This is a genomic window from Mesorhizobium sp. M7A.F.Ca.MR.245.00.0.0 (genome assembly GCF_003997415.1).
In the GTDB taxonomy this organism is placed as follows: Bacteria; Pseudomonadota; Alphaproteobacteria; order Rhizobiales; family Rhizobiaceae; genus Mesorhizobium.
Genome location: NZ_RZTE01000051.1, coordinates 1 through 23330, shown reverse-complemented (window position 1 = coordinate 23330; position 23330 = coordinate 1). Strand labels below are relative to the sequence as shown.

Here is a 23330-nt window from a genome sequence, read left to right as displayed (position 1 = left end):
TCATGTTCGATTGGCTGATCGTGGGCGCGGGGTTTGCCGGCAGCGTGCTTGCTGAAAGGATAGCCTCCCAGCGTCATGAAAGCGTTCTCCTGGTCGACCGCCGCAGCCATGTCGGCGGCAACGCCTACGATTGCTACAATGAAGCCGGCATCCTCATCCATCGTTACGGGCCCCATATTTTTCACACCAACAGCCAGTCGATCGTGGACTACCTCTCGCAGTTCACCCAATGGCGCCCATACGAGCACAGGGTTCTGGCGGCGGTCGACGGGAAACTGCTTCCCATCCCGATCAATCTCGACACGATAAACCGCCTTTATGGCCTCGAGTTGAATTCCGCACAGTTGGAGGAGTTCTTCGCATCGCGGCGCGAGACGGTAGAGGACGTGCGAACGGCCGAGGATGTTGTCGTCAGCACCGTGGGACGCGAGCTCTACGAGAAGTTCTTCCGTGGCTATACAAGGAAGCAATGGGGCGTCGATCCGAACCAGCTGAGCAAATCAGTGACGGCACGAGTGCCGACCAGGACCAACCGCGATGACCGCTATTTCAGCGACAGCTTCCAGAAGATGCCTGCCGGCGGATACACGAGGATGTTCGAGCGCATGCTCGATCACCCGAACATCAAGGTCATGCTGCAGACCGACTTCCGCGAAATTCGTGACAAGATACCCTTCAACCGCCTGATCTATACCGGCCCGATAGACGAATATTTCGGCTGGCAGCTAGGGCGTCTTCCTTATCGTTCGCTCCGTTTCGAGCACGTCACACTCGACGAAGAGCAGTTTCAGCCGGTTGCCGTCGTCAACTACCCCCAGACGGAAGATTACACCCGCATCACCGAGTACAAACATTTGACCGGCCAACGGAGCGTGCGGACCAGCCTGACATACGAATATCCCACCGATATCGGGGACCCGTACTATCCGGTGCCGCGGGCCGAAAATGAAGAGCTCTACAAGCGCTACGAAGCGCTCGCCGCAACCTGCCCCGACGTGTGGTTTGTCGGCCGCCTGGCAACCTACCGCTACTACAACATGGATCAGGTGGTCGGGCAGGCCCTGGCAACCTTCGCACGCATCCAAAAGAGCGTCCCGGAATGGGCGGGCGTGGGGAATGCGTCGTTGGCCGAAGGGGCGCTGTAGCTCCGCCACCGGGACCCGGGAGCATCGGCGCGGGGCCGACAGGCGCTCGCGCAGTCCCTCGTGCAACTCATGTATTTAACGCGTCGGGTTCGCCGCGAACAAAGCTTGCTGGCGGGCCAATTCGTCCGCGACGGGCTTGCGGACGTGTCGGCTGCCGTCCGCCTGGACGACTGAAAACAATCCCACCTCCGCATGCCGCGAATTGTCCCAGCCCGGATAGGCGGTTACCGGGTAAAGGCAAATACCTTCGATCGGGGCTGTGAGGCTTTCTGCGGCACGCACCTCGTCGCAGACATAGTGGAGCCAAGCCGGCCCGCCAGACCCCTCGGAGCCGGTCTCGGCGATGAACATAGGCTTGCTATATCGATGCGCGACTTCGATCAGCATCTCCGATAGGGCACGGTACTCGTGATGCCCCATCGGAATCGTTGGCCCGTTTAGGTACCACTGATTGTGTGGATAAAAATTCAAGCCAACGACGTCGATGACATCTTCGCTCCCACCCAGCTCAGGTTCGGCCCGGCCCAGCAGCATGTCGTAAGCTTCGAACTGTCCCTGACGGGCATTTTCGGCCCGGCGCCGTTCGGTGCGGGTCCGGTCGCGAGGAGCGATGTGGATAAGCGGCTCGGCCCAGACGAATCTGCAAGCGGGATCGACCTCCCGCATCGCGCGAACGCCGGCTATTGCTGCTTTCACGAGGTGCCGCTTGAACCATCCCCGCTTCTTCGGGCCGACGCGCGGGAAATAGCCGACCTCAACAGCCCAGGCGAAAAACGAAATTTCGTTGATCGGGCACACCAGAGGCGCTGTACCGGCGATTGAACGATGAACCCTCACAGCTTCCGCGGCGAACGAGGCATAGGCATCGATGAAATGCATCGACCCCTGATCAACATGGTCGGGAGATCCGTAGTGGAAGATGTCCCAGATGATCTGGACACCTGCCGATTGCGCTGCTTCGACCATCGGCGTCCAGCTTGACCAGTCATAGGTTCCAGGAGCGGTTTCGATGAGGTGCCAGCGCAAGCCGTCGCGGATGGTACGAAGACCGAGTTCGGCGCAACCGCGGTAGTCGCCCAGGGCATGCAAATAATGCGACGTGGCGCGGATAAGATCGAGGCGAACGCCGTCCTTGCGCCGGTGAGACGAGCACTCGAAGCCAGCCATGAAAAAACTGGCGAACGGCGACGCGCCCGCAATCGAAGTCACCTGATTGCCTTCGCTGTGTCCTGCTTCGCTCATGCGAAGTCTCCTTCGGGCATTTGGGCTCAATCTCGGCTGCCGAATGCAGATCGGGAACAGCCATAGCAATCCGGCGGCCGTCTCTCATCCATCAGGCTGCACATTGGTCCTGTGCTTAACGGGATGGTTCCAAACCGGATGGTCGAGCCTTTGTTCCCGATCGAACCCACCGGAGGGCAGACAGCAGCCAGGGAAGCAGCTGCGGAAGGCAAGTCGGGGGCGAGGCACACAGCCGTCATCGGATGATCCACCGTCCGACGAAGGCAGGGAACAGTACGTTCAAATTCGACTTTCCGACATCGATCATGCCAGGCGAGAGGATCGCAGCGACGTCGCCTGGAGTATCGCAGGAGCCGCTCCGCCGATCTTTCCCGGTAAAGCCCGCCATTCGCTTCAAGCGGGAACATTGGTTGCCTCAACAAGTTTGATCGCCATAGCAATGGGCCGCAGCGGGCGGGCGCACAGATGAGACATCTGGTCAAAGATATCCTGATCGAGATCGTTGAAATGCTTCCGGCCATCACTCAAAAGGGCGAAAATTCGGCCGAAGCACTGCCCGTCCATGCGCCGAACTTCCCCCACGATCTGGAGCCGGTGATCCGGGCAGACCCTTCCTACCAAGTGCCATCACAACGCACCGACGATCGGCATGAATCAGTCGCAGTCCCAAGCAAGCCGCAAGCTCTATGGAGGGATATGGTGCCGGCTGTGACGATCGTACCTTTGCCAGTCACTGTAGATGAAGGCGCGGTCAACGCTCACGCCTCCGACGGGCAGCATGCACGGCGTCGAGTGCCGAGCGAACGGCTTCAACGTTTGAGGCGTGAGGCTGGGCTCACGGCCTGAAGATCCAGCGGCCGTTGGGCCTGCGCCTCTTTATCGCGCATCGCTTCGGCGCCGACATGAACTTTGCTCACACCCAGTACGCTTCTAACCTAGCACTGCAATTGCACTGGTTCTTTTCAGCACCGCCGCGTTGGTGATCGCTATCTTTGACTATGCTGATTTGCGGCTCTTGGCCTTTGGCCGGTCTTGGCCGATGCCTTCCTTGGCGAGGCTCTTTCGAAGAACCGAGGCCAGGTCGACCACGTTCTCCTGGGGCTTTGGTGCCGGTTTCGGGGGTTTTTTGCCCTTGCGTTTGGCGTCGATCATGGCAATCAGCGCATCCTCGTAGGTATCCTCGAATTTCGAAGGATCGAACTTTGTCACCTTCTTGTCGATGAGAAGCCCCGCGATTTCGAGCAGATCCGCATCATACTTTGGGCTTTTCACATCGTCGAAGACGGTGTCTTCCGACGTCATCTCATTGTGGGTCCGTAGCTCGGTCAGCAACATCCCTTTTCCAAGGGGCTGTATCAACACTTCGCGCCCGCGCTGATAGAGTACGACGCAGGAGCGTGCCGCAACGCGCTTCTTGGCCATCGCATCGCGCAGGACGGCAAAGGCCTCCAGAGAGGCACCGTCTGCCGGGATCAAATAGTATGGTTTCTCCAGAAAGCGTGTGTCGATATCGGCAACCGGAACGAAGGAATCGACGTCAAGTGTATGCTGCGACGTCAGTTTCAGTTTCTTTATCTCGTCCGGCTCGACGTGAATGAAATCACCCTTGTCCGCCTCATACCCTTTGATCTGATCCTCGGCTTCGACAACATCGCCGGTCTCTTCATCGACATAGGCGCTTTTGACGGGTAAACCGTCCTTGCGGTTCAAAATCTTGAAGTGGATCTTGGATGCCTCACTTGTGGCACCAACTATCTTCACCCCGCATGACACGGAACCGACCCTCAGAAAGCCCTTCCACACCGCGCGTGGCGCAACCATGCCGTTTCTCCTAGACCTCGATCTCGGCACAACGTCAGGCACACGGTTCTGTTCCGCGACGTGCGCCGGCGTCTTTCCACGATCGCAGGAGCAGACGTTGCTTTCACAAGCACACGAGGTGCTCAAGGGTGCTTCAAATGCATCGGAGCTCTGGCTCAGTGCGACAAAAAGCGTTCGCGTAAGGGAGTCGGCAGGATCAAGCGGACCAAGCTCGGGTTGAGTGACCGTGCCGACCTTAACTGGACACAAGCGTGGGTCGAATGACCTGACGCATACGCTACCGGCACAAGGGGAATGCTACAATTACGCCTGAAGGACTTGTTGTGAACATGGCGCAATTTATACCCGAGTTGCAACGGCAATCACGTTCCCGGACCGAATAGTATCACGGCGAAGCCGTGCTACTCTGGCGTCCCAAGCCCTGCCAACTATTCCCCGTAGGTCATCGGCCGATTCCTCCAAGACATAGCAACTCAGTCGACATTCCGCCCGCAGGATCTCCCCTTGCGCAGAAAGCTCCTTGTGCTGGCGAATAAGATCATCCAGGCGGTCCAGATAAGGTGCGCGGCTCATCAGCCTTCACCCCGCAGCATCTCTTCGAAAGTAGCTTCATCGAAGTAGGCTCCGGAGTGCTGGAACAGCCACATCAGACGGGCGCTCAGTGCCTCGGCCTCGACGCTGCCTTCTGCTAGCGCACGCTCTTTGCAGGCCCGCTGAAACACCTGCTGTAGGAGGGCGAGTTCTTCGGGATTTGCAACGCCGATGGTAGCGGGAGCGGTCATGGCTTCCTCCGTTGGGGCGGAAGCATGTTCTTCGCTCACAGCCGGCGGTGCCCTGAAACTACCGCCGATGAGAGTAGACTACGCTCATATTGGCGAGAGTCGATTGAATAATAATTTAGTCACGACAGGCAGGAGCATTCTAATGCCGCTCTTTCAAAAATCGGGCTTCACGAAGCAGCGAATTCCAATCCGTGCCGATAAGCTTGATCAGACCGCGCGCATCCGGCTCCGAAATGCCGACTTCTTCAGACAAACGTCGGGCAAGCAATTGCTCATTGCCCTTCTTCACACGGCCGTCGCCATCCTTTTTCATTGGTTCCTCCTTGGGAAGCCAACTTACGGAATGACCTTTCGTTTCATGGAATAAGAAAAAAGCCCGCCGTCCCATTCGCGGCAGCGGCGGGCTGTCCCTGGGATAACGGGACTCGCTGGGGTGTTGGTTTCCCCTGCTGTCGCGGGCGGTGCAAAGCAGGTGCCACCCAGGGTGAACCAACACGGCACACCTCGCGGGCGACTCGCCGCGAAACGACAAGACCTTGGTCTGGTATCGACCCGCCGTGCCGACCTAGCACGACGGGCGTTCGAGGGCGGCTACACCCTGAGAGTCGACCCCTTTGCATCAATCTGGAACAGGGCAACAGTTCCAAGACACGTCAGCAGCCTTCCGTGGTCTTTTTGATCTGGCCAGGAGCTGCCGAGTTAGCATCGGTATCCTGTTGACCTGGCGCGGCCTGCTTGGCGCTGCCAGTTTGTTGACCTGGAGCGCAGTCCTTGGCGGAGTTCGAGTTAGAGTTCGTTCCACTCGTGGTGGTCGAATCCGTTCCCTGATCGGTCGTAGTGCTCGGCATTGTCTGGGTCGTCGAGGTCGACGATCCGCCTGTGGTCGTGGTGGTCGATTGCGCAACAGCGAGGCCAGTTGACAGTACCATAATGGCTGAAGCCAAAAGAACCTGTTTCATGATCAACTCCATATTGGAATGTCCCTTCGGTACCGAACTTCGCTGCGAAAAGACGGTTCCAAGAAAAATTCGCAATCGCACGCACCTCACGTTTGGACGGGCCCGCACCACTTGCGCGCGTCGGGGCGAGCGTCAGCGGGTAAGCGACCTAGCCCTTGGATCGACCTTTCTTGAATGATTGCGAAGCCTTGGCTTCGGCAGCAAGGCGTTGTTCTCGAAGTCGCGCAGTTTTTGTATCTCGCGCCTCTCTCTCGGCCGCGTTAGCAATCTTTGCCTCACGGTCTGCGCGCTCCAATCGGTCTTTGTCGACGCTTCGCCGGGACACATTGGCCTCCTACCAGAAGACCGTTGAATTTACAGTTTGCTAAAATGTTCCCCGCGATACGGCATGTTCCACGCAATGTGGCGGACTTCCCGGCCCGGGGAACCAGCAATGCAAAAGCCCGCTACCGGGAGGCAGGGGCCTTGAGAGACAGGTAACTTGGAGAAGGGCCGGCCCAACAAGCTTCCTTTGTAGTACCAATCAGTGCGGCCTTTAGTCAGTCGGCCCCGAGCTGAGGGGCGATGAGCCGGGCGAAGCCCTCACCGCCGACAGTCGCTCACGCTTGTCAAAATGAGCCTCCTGATAGGTCTTCTTCATTCGCTATCTCCCTTCGGCTATCGCATAATCACATACCGCGTTGCCTCGGCTTGGGTGCGTGTCAATCGCAAGCCAAACGCGAGATGGCCAAGGGATTATCACCCCTTTCTGGCCTGCCGCTTTCTTTCTTGTGGCTTGTGCGGAATTCTCGCGGGCTCAACGGAGCTGGAGCCCCTGATGTGACGTCAAAAATTCGAACCCAGCCTATGTCATAGGTTAATGCGCAGCTCGGGCGGCTCCCTTAAGGGTGCGGCATCTTCACGTCGGGAGCGTTGCCGCACCCCAAGCGAGCAACCGAACGGGCCTCAACCCTCTGGCGCTGGGCACTGAGGTCCTGGGTGCGTTCGCGTCTTGAGTTCCCAACTGCCGACCATCAGTCCGGCGCCTCTTTACGGCTACCCGGAACTTTTGAAGCGAATGCAAGTTCGATAATCAACATCAGCTAGGTAGCCAATTTGTCACCCACCTCATCCTTGGATGTACTTATTCGCAAGCTCCAGAGCATCTCGGATCTCCGAGAGGGCGATATCGAGGTTTTGAAAGGCATCCAGATTCAGGAGAAGGATTTTTTGGCCAACTACGACCTGGTGCGTGAGGGTGACCGCCCTGTCAATTCGTTCGTGGTTTTGGATGGCCTGCTCGGTTCAACCAAACTTACCGGCGATGGCAAACGGCAGATTACATCCTTCTTTGTGGCTGGAGATATTCCCGATCTGCACGGACTGCATCTGTCGGTCATGGATTGCAATTTTACGACCCTGACAGCAGCCAGACTGGGCTTCATGCGACATGACGCTCTTCGCGCCATTTGCGAACAGCATCCTCGAATCGCGACGGCTTTTTGGCGGTCGACGCTGATCGATGCAGCGATTTACAGAGAATGGGTAACGAATGTGGGAAGACGCGAGGCCTATACGCGCATGGCTCACATCTTGTGCGAACTGATCTTTCGCTTGCGCTCGGTTGGACGCATCCAGGATCACGTCGCGGATCTTCCCATTACCCAGGCAGCACTTGGCGATGCATTGGGCTTGTCTACAGTCCACGTCAACCGAATGCTTCAGGAACTTCGACGTAGGGGCCTCATCGCCACGACGGGGTCAAGAGTGCATGTTCTTGATTGGCCCGGCCTCACTCGTGCAGGTGATTTCGACACGACCTACCTGCACCAAAGGAACCCCGCAGCTTAGTGGTGACGGAAGCTCTCGGATGGCACGATTTTTCTTTGATAGTGGCGATCACGACGTGGTCATCGAGGACGAAATCGGCATCGAATGTGCCGGTCTGGAGGAGGTGCGCCGCGCGGGCTTCGAGGGCCTTATCGACCTTACGAGAGATGTGCTTACCGAGGTGGACGGGCAGCAAGTATTTGTTGAAGTGCGGAACGAAAACGGCGACAGGATTCTGAGGCTGAGCATCTCGCTTCAGATCAAGTTGATGAGATAACGTGCCTGACTTGCTGCGTCAGAAAGCTGCCGAGTGCCGGCACATCGAATGGCATGAGCGGCGAGGAACGCCGCGTGATCGGACTATCGCCCGAAGATGCCGCCGCCATTTCGACCGGCGAACAAGCTCGGGTTCCCCCACACGGAAAAAATCGGCAAGGCACAGCAGCAGGTCATGGCCCGTCTCATACATGGCCCATCCGACCGATTTTTAATCGGTGTCGCGTATTTTTGTATGAAGTTCTGGAACGCGCACTCTCAGCGCTCGTTCATATTGTCTCAGCAGTGGGTGTCGACGTGCAAAGAAAAGCGAATGCAAGCCGGGTTGCGAAAGGCCAGGAGCTTGAGGTCGAACATCTTGTCGAGGTCACGGAAATTGACCCCAGGCAGGCCCGAACGCTGCTTCGCAAGCATGGAGCCGATTGGCCGAAGCTCAAAGACGAGGCGGAAGCTCTGAAGAAGGAAGACTAGCCGTCACCGTCCCAGCGGTTGGCGAGAAAGCTGTTCCAGCTCATCCTCATCCGTGATTCCCGCTTGGTAGTAAGCCAGAATACGTGATGCGCGCCGTTCCCTCTCGGTTGCGGTTTCGTTTTTAATTTTGCTGCGTGCGAAGACGCGACTGAGCAGGGCAAGTTCTGATGGGGTGAAGGCGTCTCTGTGCATCGCATCTCAACTCCCGTGCGTCACCGTCTCTAGAGGGGCCGAGACGGGCTGAAGCTTGATTGCAGCCTCTGACGCCGGCCAACAAGAGATCGCAGAACGGGTCGTCCGGCGCGCGCTAACGCTGGATAAGAAAGAATGTTCCGGGCGTTTTTCGGACACTAAACAAAGAAGCTCGTCCGGACCGAGCCAGCAACGGCCTTTTACCGGTTTACGTGTGATCTCCTTCAACTATATCCGGAAAGCCTCTTCCTTGACGGGAATTTCTGGAATTTCTGTGCGTTGCAGTTGAGAAATGGCACTTATGATCTTGGACAGAAAGAATGGCTTGGCGAGCCGAGTTGCTACAGCCACGAAAGCCCGCCCCGGACAAAGCCGAGACGGGCCGAAGCTGCTTCGACAGCCTCAAGGCCCAGACAATGAGGGAGGATTGTAGGCCTGCAGCCAAACCTCGTACCGCAGTGAATGTTCCGCGGCTGTAAACTGTCGCTGGGAGTATCATGATCTTTCGGGGATCGACATTCTCGGCCAGTTACTCCTTGTCGGCCGGGTCGAGACGTTGATACGCGCCATCAAGGCAGCCAAGAGCTCGATCAGCCGCGTGATCTTCATGTCCGTTGAGAAGGCTGATCTGCAAATCCAGTCCGCTCGGCGCTCTCAAGCTCTCTATGGGCATGCGACGCGGCAATGGCAGCCTGTCCAAAAGCGACGGCTATCTGGTTCAACGCTTTGACAACGTCACCAACGGCGTACATGCCTTGGATGGAAGTCTGCTGATGCTCGTCGACTGTGACATAGCCCTCTTCACAACATCTTGCGCCTACCGCCTCGGCGAGTTGAGAACGTACCTTGCACCCCAGTGCCAGATAAATGGCATCGAAGCGGGATGACGTCCCATCTTTTAAAATCGCCTCGCAACCGTCTGCTGTCGGGCAGAGCGTATCGAGAGCGTCACCGATGACTATGCCTCTTGCCCTCGCCGCACGACGAGTGCTGGGCGAAAAGTCGGATGCGTCGCTCCCAAGCATCGTTATGAGCGGTGTAAACCGACTGAGGAAAATGGCCTCTTTAAAGGCTCTCTCGTCGTGCCCGATGACCGCAATCTTCTGGTCGATCGCCTCATACCCGTCGCATACGGGGCAGAGTCGAACGACACCTGCGGCAATTGCCTCGCGTAGACGCGGAATGACAGGTGTCGTATCGATGATCCCTGTCGCCACAAACACCTTGCGTGTCCGGATTGCGCCGATCGAGGTCTCAGCGACGAACCCCCGATAGGCAGCGGCGAGGGAATGGACCTGCCCTCCAACCAGAGTGGCTCCATACAAGGTGGCGTGACGTCGAAGGCGATCCAGAATATCGGCTCCACTTATCCCTTCGGGAAAGCCAGGACAGTTATGGCTCGTTGGGATCAAGGCGGCACGAGGATCGCCGGCATCGATCACCAGCACGCGATGGCGAAAACGGGCGAGATATTGAGCGGCGGTCAATCCCGCCGGCCCGCCTCCGACGATCAGGACATCTTCGGTCTCGGCGGTCGGTCGGCTGACGTGGCTGTCGTGCATGGTGCGACGCATCACCGGCGAACGATTTGGTTCGTGCAATGTTCAAAGGGCGGTCTTCGGGACATCTGCTCGATGGCAACAGCGTAGAAACCAGGCTTCAACCCGATCGCAAGACGCCAGGCTCCTCTGTTTCCTTGAGCTCTTCCGTATCCTTGGGCGCGGCGACCAGATCGTGGAATCCGAGAGTAGCGACGAGATAGCCTGCCTCATCATAAACCTTCGTCACCCAACTGGTCGGGTCCACGCCATCGACAATTCCGTCGAGCATGGCCTCCTTGGCAGTGCGCTTCGCCTCTCTGACAGCCTCATCTCGATCAGCCATATCGGCAAAGATTGCAGGCTGCGACATGCCCTCGATAAACTCGAAGCGAAATTTCGGCATTAGCCGCTCCAGTCATTGTGCCAGCGGATCAAACATTTCTGGCAGGTTTGACCTCAACGCGGCGGTGTCGAAAAGGATGCAGCGGGTGTGCGCGTGACCATCAAACCTCAGGCAGCGTTGCTGCCTCCCATCTCCCACTCGTGCTAATTCCAGCACGCTACGCTCGCAGCTCTGACGATGGCGAGGTGGCGGAGATGCAGAAGTCTCCGCGAGATCGTGCGGCATCGTACGCTGAAGACGCTCGCAAGTCGCCGTTGAACGCCGCGCCGTGGATCGTGGAGGACTAGCCGACCGCCAAGACCGGCCTCTTTCGCAGCCGCGCCCGCATGATGACAAGCAGAACCGTTTCATCTTCCATGCCACTCTGGAATAATTTTATAAGCTCGGCAGCAATCTGCTCGGCGTTGTAAGAGATCAGTTGAATCTCTGCTTCCTCGCAAAGCTTCTTTAGGACCGATTCCAGCAATCTCAACCCTTCAGGATAGATAGGTTGATCACTGGCGGTGTCGTAGGTCATGTACGCCCCTTTGACTCGACTTAAATCAAGGCCGCAGATGCTGGGCGGCAAGCCCATGCATGACTCGTTTCTGGGAAGAGGTCATTAACCTATGCAAGTTCGAACATGGCGCCGGATTCACGAACTGCAGGGGGGATGAACCAACAAAGGGCAGCATGTGCACGGATCGAGCTGGAGCAAGTCGTGAAAGCCCCTGCGCCAGGCCTGTTAAGTCCGGACGGTGTTCCTGCATGGTGCTGTAGGCGAGCGAGAGAGCCTAAAAGAATTCAATCACCTTACGGCTCCTCTTTTTGAGAGCCGGGATGGGTTTGCGATGCATTCGCGGCTGCGCCGGCGGTGACTTCACCGGATGCTGTGCAAGCCTTGCTTGTCTCAGCCGCGCCGTCTTCTCGGCGCGTTCGGCTCGTTCAGCGTCCAGCATCTCTTGGCTGATACGTTTGGCGCGGTCGTATCTTTCCTTGTCGTGATTGCGAGTCACGGACACCTCCTAGCCAGCAACAAAAATCCTGCGAACCTTTTTGGTGACACGCGGCTTGCGTTGGCTGGGACCGGGCGTGATGGCTTGTGCGAGGCGAGCCTCCTTCAACCGCGCCGTCTTGGCGGCGCGCTCAGCACGTTCCTTGTCGATAATGAGTGCTGCAGCTAATGTGGTATTCTCGTTGCGACCGTCATGATTGATCCGCGGCATCTCAGTGCCTCGCCCCGATTCTTGTCGCCCGTAGTGCCATTTTGCACCTGCGTCCCGCCCTAAACTGGTCTATCGCCGCTTTGATTGAGGTTTCGGTTGCATGTTCCGGTTTCTCGCCCGGCTGGTGGTTGTCGGTGGGAGCTTGTGTGATGGCCATCTTTGTTCTCCTACGAGGCCGAACTTCGATATGACACAAGTGTTCCAAGGCAACTCGCAAGCTGCAGGGCTATTTTCGATGTAGGGGCACGCGCGGATGCTCAGGCGCGTGATCGGAGCATTGTGTTGGAGGGCCGTAGCTGGACTATGAGAGCGCAGATAGCGTGGTCGCCTGAACATGAACGGCGGCCTTCCCCCCTCTCGCAAAAAGCTGTCAGCGCGATATTGTTACCGGGAGCAAAGGAGCCTGGTGTCGACGAGAACTTTTCTCGCGACGAGATCGTTCAGACTTTGCTGCAGCACAGGGCCCCCGCAAGCGCATCAGCTCGGTATTGTAGGGAATTCGGGCGTTAGGGCCGTTGAACCGCTACGGGTGTGTCAGTAGCAAACTTACAGACAGCCGCAGGTCCAAACGAGCAGCACCGTCCCAAGCGCATACGGGACCAGAAGCAAACCTATCGTCACCCAGAAAGCTGGCTCTGCCAAGGCGGCCATGTCCTTGCGAAACTGCTCCATAGGGCTACCCCGGCAACTTCGACAAACGAATAGAGCTAATCTGGTAAGGCCTACGGCCCGCTTTTGGCATCTTCGACCTCCAGCGCATCCATGAGGGCTGCCACGTCGGTGGGTTCGCCATCGGCGTCACCATGCACGCCAGTTCGGGCGTTCTTTAGCGCTTGCTCGATCGCATCTTCAATGTTTCCGAGCTCGTCCTCACGCACCTCGCGACCATAACCGGCCGCTTCGGCATCCTGCTCGAATTGCTGGACCAGCACGGCGAAGCTCACTTGCTCTTTGCCAGCAAGAGTGCCGACATTCTCCTGCAGCCAGGTTTCAAAAAACTCTTTGGTCGCGTTCATCGGATCACTCCTTCGCCGGATTAAGCGCGGCGGCGATCCGAAGTTCCGCAATGCCGTCACTTTCCCAATCAGCAAGGGGATATGCTCATGGTGGGCTTGGCTGGTAATCCCGAAAATTCGTCTGCGCGGTGCTGGCTCCGTACCGGGAGCAAGGCCGCCGGATGAGTTCACGCCCACCGAGCGCTCGTCGATCCGCATGCTCTTCGATCGGTCTGCATGGAACTATTGCCCGCTCGGTTGCGCAAGGCTGCCCCGGCGGTGGTTGTTCGCCTTCCCGCTATTCTATCCCGACATTCCGGATTGTATCACCTCATCGGCCGACAACCGGTCAGACATCGCTGCACTGTTGGTCTGGTCCATCCCGAACTGAGCGACCTGAATCATCATAGCCTTGGCCTTTGCAATGAGTTGGTCGTCGGGAAGAGTATGCCCGGCCTGAAGGGTGACTGTAATACACTCGCCTCCCTCTCCGCGGAATTCCACGATCGGAGCCTGGTCTCGGCTGACGACAATTCCCATCATCTGCATAAGAACCTCCTTCGACTGCAGCGGGCAGCCGAAACTCAACCCAGCTCGGCCGTCTAATCCTTGACATAAGCCCCAGGCTGACGACCGCCTCTGGGCGCCTTGGCGTCTTTCGAATGCTCGGCCATCGCAGGGCCTGCTCCGGAGACTTTCTCTGCGGCCGGTGACGGTGTCGCCGGCTTAGACGAGGTCCTGCCGCCCGATTTTTCGGGGCGTGGTGATATGCCAGCTGAAGAATTGTCTGAAGAAGTCATGGCTCGTTTCCTTAGCTGCGAAACTTCCTTACCAACCTCCGAAATGCCCTGACGTTCCATTGCGATCCCTTCGTGAGATAAGATCTCCGCAGGTGAACATGCCTCGTCTGGACGCGCATCAGGTAGGGGTTGATTTCGCAAAGCGAACGGTAAAATGCGAAGCCGCTCCGGCGAGATACAGCTTAGCCCTACATGGCAGCGCGGGCATCAGAATACGAGCCGACGCGAAACAGAGGTCCATCCGTCGCCGAACCCGCGACAGGCAGAAGGTTCGGTCATTTCTGCAGAAATGCGTTTGCCAGCTTGGACACAGCGGCAGTGCGCGTACCGCGCTATTCTCTCCTGGTGCCGAGAGCCTGATTGCAGCGCCGACTGGGAAAAGCCTGCGACACAGGCTGACTCCGCAGGTCAAACTATGAGGAACAATATCTCCCTTTGAAAGTTCTGGCCGACCCATGAAGGAGATATGAAATGTCAGAATCGCGCGAATGGCTTGTCCAATGGCTCAGGGATGCTCACGCCATGGAGGAGCAGGCCGAGACCATGTTGAATGGGCAGTTGAACCGAATTGAGAACTATCCTGAGCTCAGCGAACGGATTCGCCAGCACGTCCAGGAGACCAGGCAGCAGGCTGCTCGGCTGGAAACCTGTCTCGACCGCATCGGACAAGGATCTTCCACACTGAAGGATGCTGGCGGCAAGCTGACGGCAATGGCGCAGTCGCTCAGCGGTGTCTTCGCCGGTGACGAAGTGATGAAAGGATCGCTTGCAAGCTACACGTTCGAGCACATGGAAATCGCCTCCTACACAATCCTTATCGCCGCTGCCAAATCGCTGGGTGAAGCAGAGGTCGCCCAGGTCTGCGAAGAGAACCTGCGTGAGGAAGTCGCAATGGCGGACTGGTTGAAAAGCCATATTCCAACGACAACCGAGCAGTTCCTGGCGCGGGCCGACTCGGAGAGTGAAAACGCCAAGCGTTGATCAGCCGGTAGCGTATCGCTAAACAAGCTCGCCCCTTGCGCCGAAGCTCGGCGCAAGGCGCATCGAGGTTGAGCCGTTACCGCTGAAACGCACTTCAAAGTAGGCAGTGCGTGAGTAAGTTTCCGATTAGCTCTCCGTGCCGCGATAGTATCCTTGACGCCAATTGAACTTGAAATTCCGGACGGAATTCTCTGCCATGTGCCGCTCCTTGAGAGCCCGCCGAACTGCCCATCATACGGATGTTGCTATCGCCCACTTTTTGGCGACAGTTCCCCATCCCCAACCATCTCCGCCAGCCGGCTGAGGAAGTCCACCAAAGCAGCTTGCGGCTCGTCGATTTCGCCGACCACGACCGAAATGCCCCAACGTCCAAGCACGGCCTCCTCCACAGGGTTTCGGCTGGTCATGAAGATGAACGAGGGCGGGCGATCTTTCTCATAGCCGGACCGATGCCACGTCTGCCAGAGACGGTGCAGCAGCAACCGAATGTTTGGGTCGGAAAGGCTATAGCCAATGAAGAGGATCGTGCTGCCGAGCGCATCCGAGCGAAAACGCACGTCCAGCGGAGAATTGAAGGAGAGACGATCGAGGTAGTCCGTTTCGGTGAGGACGAGGGACGAATCCTCGTCGAAATCACCATGGAACTTGACGATGTGGGTAATGCCTTGGCGGGCCTGCGCCACATCGCGTGCATTGGCCACTTTCACGTAGTCCCGACCGTATATCTCATAAGCCAGTTCCAGATTCCGATCATAGTTAGTTGTGTAGATGACAGGGAAGTCGAGCCTCACGATGAGACGATGCAACTCGGATTTCTCGATCCGGTCCTTGGGGACGGACCAGTTTCTGTCCATCCAACTGCGAAGTGGCCCGATGCTGCCATGCTTGATGCGATAGTACTCGGCCAGGGTTTGAAAACGATCGCGTCGCGTGGAAAATTCGTCGTCGACGCCGAGCTCCTTTGCCATTCGCTCTATCAGCTTCTCCCAGGAGGGTAGTCCAACGCTGATCGACACCCCTGCCCCAACAAACAGAATTGCGCTGCGATGGCGAATTGCGTTGGCGAGCGAATCTACAGGGTCATCGTTCATCAAGTCTTTCGAGGCCACCGCGCAGGTCGACCTTCCTCCCTCACATCTGGTCGTTATTAGGCTCCTTGGTGATCCCCACCTGCCTGGCCAGCTCGGAAAACGGTGGCACACTCGCTTCGAACTGCTTGGTGTTAGCCAGCCGCAAAAGCCGCAAAGGGAAACACACTGCGTCGCGGTTAGCCGGCGACATATCCTCGAAGAGGCGCTCATCAACCGTGAACGAGGCTTCCGCGTTTTTCAACGCCGTGTCGATATCATCGACCGAGAGAAGGCCTCTGCGGACCAAGGCGTTATTGACGGCCGCGACCGCCATAAGCAAACCTTCCAATTGCAGGTTGGCGACGTTCATGGGCCATTGTCCTTCATACCATTGGGAGCCCGTCGATAGATAATCCTGCTCCGGAGGCCTTGTGCCGTGCCGGTGATGGGGTTGCCGGCTTGCTAGAGCGTTTCGGCTGCGCGGCGGCGCCGGGATTGGCATCTGGTGGCGCCATGGCTTGGATCTCCGCTGGGCTGCTGGACAACTCTCCACATGCCTCGAGGTTCCGGATCGCCATGGCAACCTTGCAAAGGCAGAGGCAAGGCTTCTCGCTGTCCTACTACCGTGGGGCGCACGAGGTGATCGCGGGAACAACCCGGCACCGTGATGGCTCGGTGGCATCAAAGGTGATAGAGAACGATGGGTAAAAAGCCTAAACAGCACACAGAAGCCACAGATCGTGAAAAGGCGATCGAAGCTCTCTACTTTGCGCGCAAGTGCGGCCTCACCAAGGAAGAGGCACTCAAGATGCTCAGGGAAGCCCAAATCAGGATCGATGATGGACCCCAAAGCCGCTCCGGCAACCGAACTTAGAAGCGATCGTCGAGCGCTCATCTCAGCCAGCGGCGGCGCATGATCTTCTTCACCTCCGACACGCATTTCAACGATCCCCGCATTCTGCGGCTCGACCCCCGCCCCTTCAGTTCATTGGTGGCCCACGACCAGGCACTGACTGAACTTTGGAACGAGACTGTTGCTCCAAATGACGAGGTTTGGCACCTCGGCGACTTCGCCAAGGGATCGGCCGAGACAGTGTCTTCGCTGCTGTCCTGCCTCCACGGCACCAAACACCTGATCATCGGCAACAACGACGGCATGGTAACGCTCCGCGCTTCGGCTTGGGCTAGCGTGCAACACTACAAGGAGCTAACTGTCGAGGGCAGTTTCTTGGTTCTTTGCCACTACCCGTTCCGCACCTGGAACAAGATCGGCAAGAAATCGATAAACCTGCACGGCCATTCTCATGGCCGGCTGAAGCCAATGACGCGCCAGCACGACGTCGGCGTCGACGCCTGGGATTTTCGCCCAGTCACCTTTGCTGCCATACAGGCCAGGCGCCGCCGAGATTGAGGTTAGCGCAGCAGATGGCGAACGATCGATGTTTTCACGTGGTGATGCTAGCCGCAAACAGGATTCCAGAATCCTGCCCCTGGAGTATTGCAGCCATGCTGGAACGCACCGCGAGTAAACTGGGACCGAGGAGCGCCCCACCCGTCTGCACAGCCGTGGGACAGGCGCCGACCCCGTCGTCAACACGGCGCTCCACTGGCGCCCCAATCGTTCATCCACCTCGCTTGAAACGAGCTTCAATCGCCGTCCTTGGCGACCTCAGTGCCACATTCTCTCTCTAAGCCACTTAAGAAACCTGTTCCCTCCGATTGCCCGGCGGACTCTAGCGGCAGCCCACTGCCCTCTGAACGTGGTTCCGACATGGCAACTGCAGAGGATGTCATGCAACTCCCCGTCAGACAGTTCGAAGAAGCGCTTTGCTGCCCCATAGGTGTCATCCTTCAGGCCTAACGCACGCAGTAGCGGGTCCTCGAAGGCCACAGTAATTGGCGAGCCCTCACCGCGCGCTGCGTCGCGAGCTTCCCGCTTCAGATACTCAGTGCCGGTAAGCGCTGTCAGGCGTCGCTCGGGATGTTGTTCCAGCAACTCTGCCCAGCGCTCAATGCGCTGTTGCCGGGTCATGATCGGGTATGTCGACAGGGGTTCTACTTCTGCAATTGTCTGCAGTTGGCTTAAAGTTTGGTGTTCCATCGTCGGCTCCTTTGGTCGAAGTCCCTTCCCCTCAAAAATTATCGCGCGCCGACGCGCTGACAAGAGCTGGCAAGGCGGCCACTTGCCCGACAATGATTGCGAAACAGCGCATTGCTCCGCCGGCGCGCAAAACGATATCTCATCCCAAATCAGACCGAAGCCGTTCAGAACGAACAGCTCGCCACCCGCCTGCAACAACTAATTAAATTAGTAATGCCTTATGGAACTTTGAGGCTGGCGTTTCATTTGATCGGCATGGAGGCCTCTGTAATCCAAAGTGCCGGGATGAGAGCGAACGTGTCGCTGCGCTACTCGCTGGTTCTGCCGATATACAACGAGGAACAAGTGCTGCCTCGTCTGATCGAGCGGATCAGGTTGCTAATCCACCAGCTGGACGGTGAGACAGAGGCTATTTTCGTCGATGACGGAAGCAGCGATGGCAGCGTCACTTACCTTCGGCGTGTGGTCGCCGCCGAGCCTCGTTTTCGGCTAATCGAGCTTTCCCGCAATTTTGGGCACCAGATAGCAATCACAGCCGGTATGGACGCCGCCCAGGGGGATGCCGTCATCGTCATGGATGCCGATCTCCAAGACCCACCCGAGGTGGTTCTCGATCTGGTGGCGAAGTGGAAGGAAGGTTTCGAAATTGTCTATGCCCGGCGCGTCAAACGCGAGGGCGAATCCTGGTTCAAGCGCTTCACGGCAAGTCTCTTCTATCGCTTGCTGGAAAGGATGACGACCGTTGACATTCCGCGCGACGTTGGAGATTTCCGGTTGGTCGGTCCCAAAGCGCTGAGAACTTTCAGGCAGATGCCCGAACAGGATCGCTTCGTCAGGGGCATGTTTGGCTGGATGGGATTCAAGCAGGCGTCGGTGCCTTTCGAGCGCCCGGCACGAGCCCATGGCCAGACCAAATACCCATTCTGGAAGATGGTGCATCTTGCTGTGCACGCCATCGTCAGCTTCTCGGAGCAGCCGCTGCGCCTGGCGCTCTGGGGTGGCTTGGCCATTTCTGCGCTGGCCATAGCCTTTGGTGCCTACGCCATCTACGCCTGGGCCTTTGAAACCGGCATTGTTGCCGGCTGGACATCCACCGTGATGATCGTGTCGCTCCTGTGCGGCATCAACCTCTTCATGACCGGCGTGGTCGGATTGTATGTCGGCAGCATCCACGCCGAAGTAAAACGGCGCCCGCTTTACGTGATCGATCGCCTCACCGGCTTCGACCGGGCCATGTCTGCCGTCCCCGGCAAGAGCCGCCGCCCGCCTCGAAAATCCCGGATTGGAGTCCCGGCCAATGTCCGAACCCTTCGACAGCTATAGATTCAATTATGGTGAGACGGTCCAGGGATCGATCCGCTTTTCAGGGCTTAAGCACGACTTCTTTCTCATGGCGAAGGCCGAGTTGCTGCGACGCGTTGTGGTCGAGCGGGTGCTTCGTCATGCCGGCTCGGATGTGCGGGCGCTTGATGTCGGCTGCGGCGTAGGTGCGCTCCATCCCTATCTCAAAGGCGTCTTCGAGTCCCTGGACGGCTGCGACATCTCGCAGGAATCGATCCTGCGTGCGAGGCAGGAAAATCCGAGCGTCACATACAGGGCCTGCACCAGCCTGAACCTGCCATACGACAATGGGGTCTTTGATCTGGCCTTCGGCAGCTGCGTCGTCCATCATGTACCGCCAGCTTCCTGGCTCGGGTTCATGCGCGAGATGCGGCGCGTCGTGCGCCCGGGCGGTGTCGCCTGCATCATCGAGCACAATCCCTATAACCCGCTGACGCGTCTGGCTGTGTTCCGGTGTCCCTTCGACCATGACGCGGTGCTGCTCAGCGCAGCCAAAACAGCGTCCCTCCTTCAAGAAGCAGGCTTCAGCAACATCCGATCCGAGCACTTCCTGCTGCTGCCGTCGGGCAGGTCCTTGGCCCGAAAAGTCGAGCGCGCGCTCGCCCCCCTGCCGCTGGGGGCACAGTATGCGTGTAGTGGGCATGCATGAGCATCGGCCTGCCGGCGACGACTCCCTGAAGCTACTGGCACGCTTCGGCCTGGTCGGCATCGCTGCCACACTTCTGTATGCCGCTTTGGTTGCTGCTTTTTCCAAATCGGAATGGCTCGGTTTAACGCCCATCCATGCCTCGCTTGGGGCATATGCCGCAGCCACCCTGTTTTCGTATCTAGCCCACAAATCCCTGACGTTCGTGTCGGGCCGATCGCATCGAACTGAAGCTCCGCGTTTTCTCCTGCTGGGGGCAACAGGCTTGGCCATTGCCTATGGGGCGCCGGCGTTGCTGACGGTAAAGCTGGGCTTGCCGCTCATCATTCCCGTGCTGATTACGTGCTTGCTTGTCCCCGGCATCAATTTCTTCGTGCTTGACCGGTGGGTTTTTGCCGGACGCATTCCCGGTCGGCACGGCAATCGCTCCCGCCAGAGGCAATAATGCTCTAAATGGCGTCCAGTCGAAACGACACCAATTTGATGGAGCGCTTGTAAATGTCGCTGGCGGCCTGGCTGGGCGGGATCCCGTCGAGATAGTCAAAGGTCATTTCGAACGTGCTGGCGTCCGAAAAAGCTGCGTGCGGAATGACGAACGAGACGGTGATCGGTTGCTTGCCCGACAGTGTGACCTTATGCACGGACACGCCATGCACCGAGATTATTACCCTCTGCGTCATCTGTGGCGGACGAATGACAGCGGCCATTTGTAGCGTTGCCTTGAGACCGTCGCGAAGCGGCGGTATCTGCAGGCGAAGCCGCGAGGTCTCGCCCAGCGAATGCGTGCCGTCGGCTGCCGGCCCCGACCAGCCACAAACTTTCATGCCGGCAACCCGTTTGGCGCCATCGGACCGGAAGGACACTGTCTGGCCGAGTGAGTAGCTGCCAATGGCATCGCGGTTGAGGCATGTCGTCGTGCGGTCGATGTAATAGGCACGATAGTCGGCGTGGACATTCGGATGGAGAGCCAGCGCAAGGATGGCGAGTTCGGACACGGCCAGAACCGCGGCGAGCGCGTAAGCGCCAAGCGAGATAGCGCGTCCATGGGGGTTGAGGGTGTCAGACCAAAGCAAGGTAGCCCCCAATCCATGCCACCGTCATGAAATAGCAGGCGACCAGGAAGAGAACCAAAGCGGCGAGCCAGGTCAGTTTCGACGCCGACAACAGGACGGCCATCAACATTATAAGAGGCGCCAGCCCAATGACGTATCTGACCATGGAGGCCAGATTCGTTATCAATGGCACGAGAATGCAGATCGCGCAGAAGACCCCAGCGCCATATTGCTTGCGAGCCACCAGCACGACTGATAGCGCCAGCCCGACGATCGCTGCGAGCGCACTCCATTGCGGCGCCGTGGGCAGCCACCCGGTCTTGGGAAATGCTGAGAGTCCGTCCCATAGAAACAGGAGCGGGTTCCCAGCCACTCGTCCAAAGGCGCGTTGGACGTGCAGAAACGCAAAGCCGTCGCCGACAGTGACATACAAAAACAGGATGTAGGCAAACAAGCCGGCAGGCGAGATAAAGATAGCGACGAGCTGATCCGGTCGACCGAGCACCCAACGCGGAAAGGAGAGTGGTGAGCCGCCCCGTTCGCGATGCTGCTGGAACATTTGAATGACGGTCGCAAAGACGACAAGGACCCCAACGAGCCTCGTTGCCGAGAGGAGCGCTGACGAGACGCCAGCGACGGGATAGCTGGAGCGTTTGAGTGCCAGGAAGACAATCGAGGTCAGGAGCACGAAAAGAGGTTCGGAAAGGAAAGTTGTGAAGTGGAAGGAGAACGGGCCGCTAAGCAGAAAAGCGCAGTACAGTACATAGGCCCGCATGTTCTTCTCCAACAGCGGCCATGCCACCAGACACGCGGCGTAGCTGCATGCAATCGAAGTGATCGTCGCGACCAGTATCGTGGCGAAGGGGAAAATCGCCCGGATCACCGCTACCAGCATCGGATAGAATGGAAAGAAGCCCCATCGTCCGACGTTGCTTTGGTTTGGGATGGGAAAGCGCTCGTAGCCGCGTTCGGAAATATCCAGATACCAGTGGCAATCCCATCGGCAGAGCGCACGAGCATAAGACTCGAAGCCTGGTTCCGCCAACGTTGAAGCAACAGCGGCATAACGAATAGCAAGTCCGGCGACACCGAACAGGAGCGGGACTGTCACGACCGCTGCCGCTACCATGTGGCGCTTGTTGATCGTCGAGCCGTAGTCGGGGAAAATCTCGAACTGCTCTGGGTGGTCTTTCGAGGGTGCATGGCGGGGGCTCTTGATGGCCGTGACGAGATTCTCAGTCCCGGATTTTCTCATAGCAGAGCACCGGCGCGGCACGTTTCCATCCTCTGATGGGGGCCAAATTCCGCCGTGACCAAACCGCCGACCGTGGCCTTGCCATCTTCATTGTCAACCGGCGGGGCGTGTCCGATGGGGTTCAACTTGTCCGGCGCCGTTGCCTTCTTCGGCGTGTCGATCGAGAAGAGGAAGTTGTAGGTCGCAACGCCGACGCTGGCCCGACGGTCGTCGAGCAGTTCCAGATGGGTGACGCCTATCGTCACCTCGTGGCCAAAGTCGATGCCAGTCTGTTCCCGCACCATGTGAGGGATTCTGGAGCGCGGCTGGCGATCGTCAAGAGGTTGCTAATATTCGAGCGGCGAAGGGCAACAAATCTTTGGCCCTGCTTCTAAGCGAGCGTTTGGAGAATACCCGCGGTGCGTGGAAGGGGCCTTTGAAGCGCGTCGAGAACACGATAATCATGCATGCCTCGGCGGCCGGACGAGCTATTGCGCAGCCTTGACACCGGGATGGTCGCCCGACAAATCAAAGGTCCGCACCGAATGCTCCTTCTGTGCGACGTCGAATGCCCACGGGCGGAGGCGCAAAGACCGAGATCGCCTTTGGGTGGACCTTGAAATGAGCTGGTGTCGAGGTGACGATCTCGCCATCGGTGTTGACCGGCATCGGCTTCTCCGTCTCGATGTCGAACTCGACGCACCTAGCCGTCCGAACCTCTCGCCAGGCGCCATGCGTTCCAGAACGGAAGGAGCGGAGCATCAGCGCCAGTTTCCAGAGGTTCGTCATTTCCAAGCTATAGAGATCGAGATGTCCGTCATCGATCTCGGCCGTCTCTTCCACCACGTTGCCGCCCCCGTAGTGACGACCGTTTCCCACCGCAATCTGGTAGGTTTCGACGTCGGTCGCTGCGCCTTTCTCAATAATCTTCGCGTGGAACCGCGTGGCCCGCGTCAACACTTTAACCGCCGCCAGCGCATAGCCGAGCCTGCCGAAACGCTTCTTCAAAGTGGGATCCAGACCCTTCGCCAGTTCAGTGCTGAGTCCGATACTCGCGACGTTGAAAAAGGCATTGCCATTGACCGTGCCGATATCGATCTGCCGAAGTCGGCCCCGCACGATCACGTCAGCGGCCTGCAGAAGATCCATGGGGATGTCGAGTGTGCGAGCGAGGTCATTAGCCGTTCCCATAGGGATAATGCCCATCGGCAGGCGGCTTTCCACTACAGCCATCGCCGCCGCCGACACCGAACCATCGCCACCG

At 58.1% G+C, this 23330-nt stretch carries 30 protein-coding genes; 10 read left to right on the top strand and 20 right to left on the bottom strand.

All coding sequences use genetic code 11. The features are described 5' to 3' along the window. The first annotated feature begins 2 nt into the window (after positions 1–2). Positions 3–1145: a UDP-galactopyranose mutase gene (glf, locus tag EOB80_RS30640; protein WP_127331636.1), complete on the top strand. Its 1143-nt coding sequence runs from the start codon at positions 3–5 to the stop codon at positions 1143–1145. A 75-nt stretch (positions 1146–1220) separates the two neighbouring features. On the opposite strand, the gene EOB80_RS30635 is transcribed toward glf, so the two are convergent. Beyond that, a complete protein-coding gene (locus tag EOB80_RS30635; protein ID WP_127331634.1) occupies positions 1221–2387 on the bottom strand; it encodes a beta-glucosidase in 1167 nt (388 codons plus the stop codon). Between the two features lie 465 nt (positions 2388–2852). Between EOB80_RS30635 and EOB80_RS30625 the strand changes: the two genes are divergently transcribed. Beyond that, positions 2853–3233 carry a hypothetical protein gene (locus EOB80_RS30625; RefSeq protein ID WP_164762781.1) on the top strand — a complete coding sequence of 127 codons (381 nt, stop codon included), beginning with the start codon at positions 2853–2855 and terminating at the stop codon, positions 3231–3233. A gap of 150 nt (positions 3234–3383) precedes the next feature. Here EOB80_RS30625 and EOB80_RS30620 read toward each other — a convergent pair whose 3' ends face one another. The 4 genes from EOB80_RS30620 to EOB80_RS30605 all read right to left on the bottom strand — a co-directional run bounded on the left by EOB80_RS30620 (position 3384) and on the right by EOB80_RS30605 (position 5949). Then, a complete protein-coding gene (locus EOB80_RS30620; protein WP_127318961.1) occupies positions 3384–4208 on the bottom strand; it encodes a Ku protein in 825 nt (274 codons plus the stop codon). Between the two features lie 572 nt (positions 4209–4780). Beyond that, complete coding sequence (locus tag EOB80_RS30615) at positions 4781–4990, bottom strand: hypothetical protein (protein WP_127266476.1); 210 nt, start codon at positions 4988–4990, stop codon at positions 4781–4783. A gap of 139 nt (positions 4991–5129) precedes the next feature. Beyond that, complete coding sequence (locus EOB80_RS30610; RefSeq protein ID WP_127266475.1) at positions 5130–5303, bottom strand: hypothetical protein; 174 nt, start codon at positions 5301–5303, stop codon at positions 5130–5132. A gap of 340 nt (positions 5304–5643) precedes the next feature. Next, complete coding sequence (locus tag EOB80_RS30605) at positions 5644–5949, bottom strand: hypothetical protein (protein ID WP_127331630.1); 306 nt, start codon at positions 5947–5949, stop codon at positions 5644–5646. A 1095-nt stretch (positions 5950–7044) separates the two neighbouring features. On the opposite strand from EOB80_RS30605, the gene EOB80_RS30600 reads away from it, so the two are divergent. The 3 genes from EOB80_RS30600 to EOB80_RS34670 are packed head-to-tail and all read left to right on the top strand — an operon-like array spanning position 7045 to position 8505. Beyond that, a complete protein-coding gene (locus EOB80_RS30600) occupies positions 7045–7779 on the top strand; it encodes a Crp/Fnr family transcriptional regulator (RefSeq protein WP_127331628.1) in 735 nt (244 codons plus the stop codon). A 19-nt stretch (positions 7780–7798) separates the two neighbouring features. Then, complete coding sequence (locus EOB80_RS30595; RefSeq protein WP_127266472.1) at positions 7799–8035, top strand: hypothetical protein; 237 nt, start codon at positions 7799–7801, stop codon at positions 8033–8035. A gap of 53 nt (positions 8036–8088) precedes the next feature. Then, on the top strand, positions 8089–8505 hold the full coding sequence (locus tag EOB80_RS34670; RefSeq protein WP_164762780.1) for a hypothetical protein: 417 nt from the start codon (positions 8089–8091) through the stop codon (positions 8503–8505). Positions 8506–8508: 3 nt separating this feature from the next. Here EOB80_RS34670 and EOB80_RS30585 read toward each other — a convergent pair whose 3' ends face one another. The 8 genes from EOB80_RS30585 to EOB80_RS30545 all read right to left on the bottom strand — a co-directional run bounded on the left by EOB80_RS30585 (position 8509) and on the right by EOB80_RS30545 (position 13390). Further along, a complete protein-coding gene (locus tag EOB80_RS30585; RefSeq protein ID WP_127296097.1) occupies positions 8509–8697 on the bottom strand; it encodes a hypothetical protein in 189 nt (62 codons plus the stop codon). Between the two features lie 605 nt (positions 8698–9302). Further along, positions 9303–10259, bottom strand: a complete 957-nt coding sequence (locus tag EOB80_RS30580; RefSeq protein ID WP_245466479.1) for an NAD(P)/FAD-dependent oxidoreductase — start codon at positions 10257–10259, stop codon at positions 9303–9305. 97 nt (positions 10260–10356) lie between these two features. Continuing rightward, positions 10357–10641 (bottom strand): hypothetical protein, encoded by a 285-nt coding sequence (locus EOB80_RS30575; protein WP_127318130.1) that lies wholly within the window; start codon positions 10639–10641, stop codon positions 10357–10359. 283 nt (positions 10642–10924) lie between these two features. Beyond that, entirely contained in the window at positions 10925–11158 is a 234-nt protein-coding gene (locus EOB80_RS30570; RefSeq protein WP_127331624.1) for a hypothetical protein, read from the bottom strand. A gap of 256 nt (positions 11159–11414) precedes the next feature. Further along, positions 11415–11636, bottom strand: coding sequence for a hypothetical protein (locus EOB80_RS30565; protein WP_127266467.1), 222 nt, complete (start codon positions 11634–11636; stop codon positions 11415–11417). A 9-nt stretch (positions 11637–11645) separates the two neighbouring features. Continuing rightward, on the bottom strand, positions 11646–11846 hold the full coding sequence (locus tag EOB80_RS30560; RefSeq protein WP_127318134.1) for a hypothetical protein: 201 nt from the start codon (positions 11844–11846) through the stop codon (positions 11646–11648). 722 nt (positions 11847–12568) lie between these two features. Further along, complete coding sequence (locus EOB80_RS35655) at positions 12569–13060, bottom strand: hypothetical protein (protein ID WP_245466478.1); 492 nt, start codon at positions 13058–13060, stop codon at positions 12569–12571. A gap of 84 nt (positions 13061–13144) precedes the next feature. Beyond that, positions 13145–13390: a hypothetical protein gene (locus tag EOB80_RS30545; protein WP_127331622.1), complete on the bottom strand. Its 246-nt coding sequence runs from the start codon at positions 13388–13390 to the stop codon at positions 13145–13147. Positions 13391–14112: 722 nt separating this feature from the next. Here EOB80_RS30545 and EOB80_RS30535 point away from each other — a divergent pair. Further along, complete coding sequence (locus EOB80_RS30535; RefSeq protein ID WP_127318140.1) at positions 14113–14622, top strand: DUF892 family protein; 510 nt, start codon at positions 14113–14115, stop codon at positions 14620–14622. Between the two features lie 245 nt (positions 14623–14867). On the opposite strand, the gene EOB80_RS30530 is transcribed toward EOB80_RS30535, so the two are convergent. Together EOB80_RS30530 and EOB80_RS30525 are read right to left on the bottom strand one after the other, a co-directional pair. After that, positions 14868–15713, bottom strand: a complete 846-nt coding sequence (locus tag EOB80_RS30530) for an SIR2 family protein (protein ID WP_127266463.1) — start codon at positions 15711–15713, stop codon at positions 14868–14870. A 40-nt stretch (positions 15714–15753) separates the two neighbouring features. Further along, entirely contained in the window at positions 15754–16062 is a 309-nt protein-coding gene (locus EOB80_RS30525) for a hypothetical protein (protein ID WP_127318144.1), read from the bottom strand. Between the two features lie 543 nt (positions 16063–16605). On the opposite strand from EOB80_RS30525, the gene EOB80_RS30515 reads away from it, so the two are divergent. Further along, positions 16606–17103 carry a metallophosphoesterase family protein gene (locus EOB80_RS30515; RefSeq protein WP_127266460.1) on the top strand — a complete coding sequence of 166 codons (498 nt, stop codon included), beginning with the start codon at positions 16606–16608 and terminating at the stop codon, positions 17101–17103. A gap of 258 nt (positions 17104–17361) precedes the next feature. Here EOB80_RS30515 and EOB80_RS30510 read toward each other — a convergent pair whose 3' ends face one another. Further along, positions 17362–17793, bottom strand: a complete 432-nt coding sequence (locus EOB80_RS30510) for a hypothetical protein (RefSeq protein WP_127318150.1) — start codon at positions 17791–17793, stop codon at positions 17362–17364. A gap of 285 nt (positions 17794–18078) precedes the next feature. Here EOB80_RS30510 and EOB80_RS30505 point away from each other — a divergent pair, with 285 nt between their 5' ends. Genes EOB80_RS30505 through EOB80_RS30495 form a run of 3 tightly spaced genes read left to right on the top strand, consistent with a single transcriptional unit; the run spans position 18079 to position 20225 of the window. Further along, complete coding sequence (locus tag EOB80_RS30505) at positions 18079–19116, top strand: glycosyltransferase family 2 protein (RefSeq protein WP_164761561.1); 1038 nt, start codon at positions 18079–18081, stop codon at positions 19114–19116. Beyond that, positions 19091–19783 (top strand): class I SAM-dependent methyltransferase, encoded by a 693-nt coding sequence (locus EOB80_RS30500; protein ID WP_127331616.1) that lies wholly within the window; start codon positions 19091–19093, stop codon positions 19781–19783. Before EOB80_RS30505 ends, EOB80_RS30500 begins: the two co-directional genes overlap by 26 nt. Next, positions 19761–20225 carry a GtrA family protein gene (locus EOB80_RS30495; RefSeq protein ID WP_127331614.1) on the top strand — a complete coding sequence of 155 codons (465 nt, stop codon included), beginning with the start codon at positions 19761–19763 and terminating at the stop codon, positions 20223–20225. The genes EOB80_RS30500 and EOB80_RS30495 overlap by 23 nt, the downstream gene beginning before the upstream one ends. A 4-nt stretch (positions 20226–20229) precedes the next feature. On the opposite strand, the gene EOB80_RS30490 is transcribed toward EOB80_RS30495, so the two are convergent. The 4 genes from EOB80_RS30490 to EOB80_RS30475 form a co-directional block, all read right to left on the bottom strand. After that, positions 20230–20853: a hypothetical protein gene (locus tag EOB80_RS30490; protein WP_127318154.1), complete on the bottom strand. Its 624-nt coding sequence runs from the start codon at positions 20851–20853 to the stop codon at positions 20230–20232. Next, entirely contained in the window at positions 20840–22087 is a 1248-nt protein-coding gene (locus EOB80_RS30485; RefSeq protein WP_127331612.1) for a hypothetical protein, read from the bottom strand. Before EOB80_RS30485 ends, EOB80_RS30490 begins: the two co-directional genes overlap by 14 nt. Beyond that, positions 22084–22371 (bottom strand): hypothetical protein, encoded by a 288-nt coding sequence (locus EOB80_RS30480; RefSeq protein ID WP_127318158.1) that lies wholly within the window; start codon positions 22369–22371, stop codon positions 22084–22086. The genes EOB80_RS30485 and EOB80_RS30480 overlap by 4 nt, the downstream gene beginning before the upstream one ends. Positions 22372–22594: 223 nt before the next feature. Beyond that, on the bottom strand, positions 22595–23330 hold a 736-nt coding region (locus EOB80_RS30475; protein WP_127331610.1), incomplete at its 5' end, for a lipid kinase.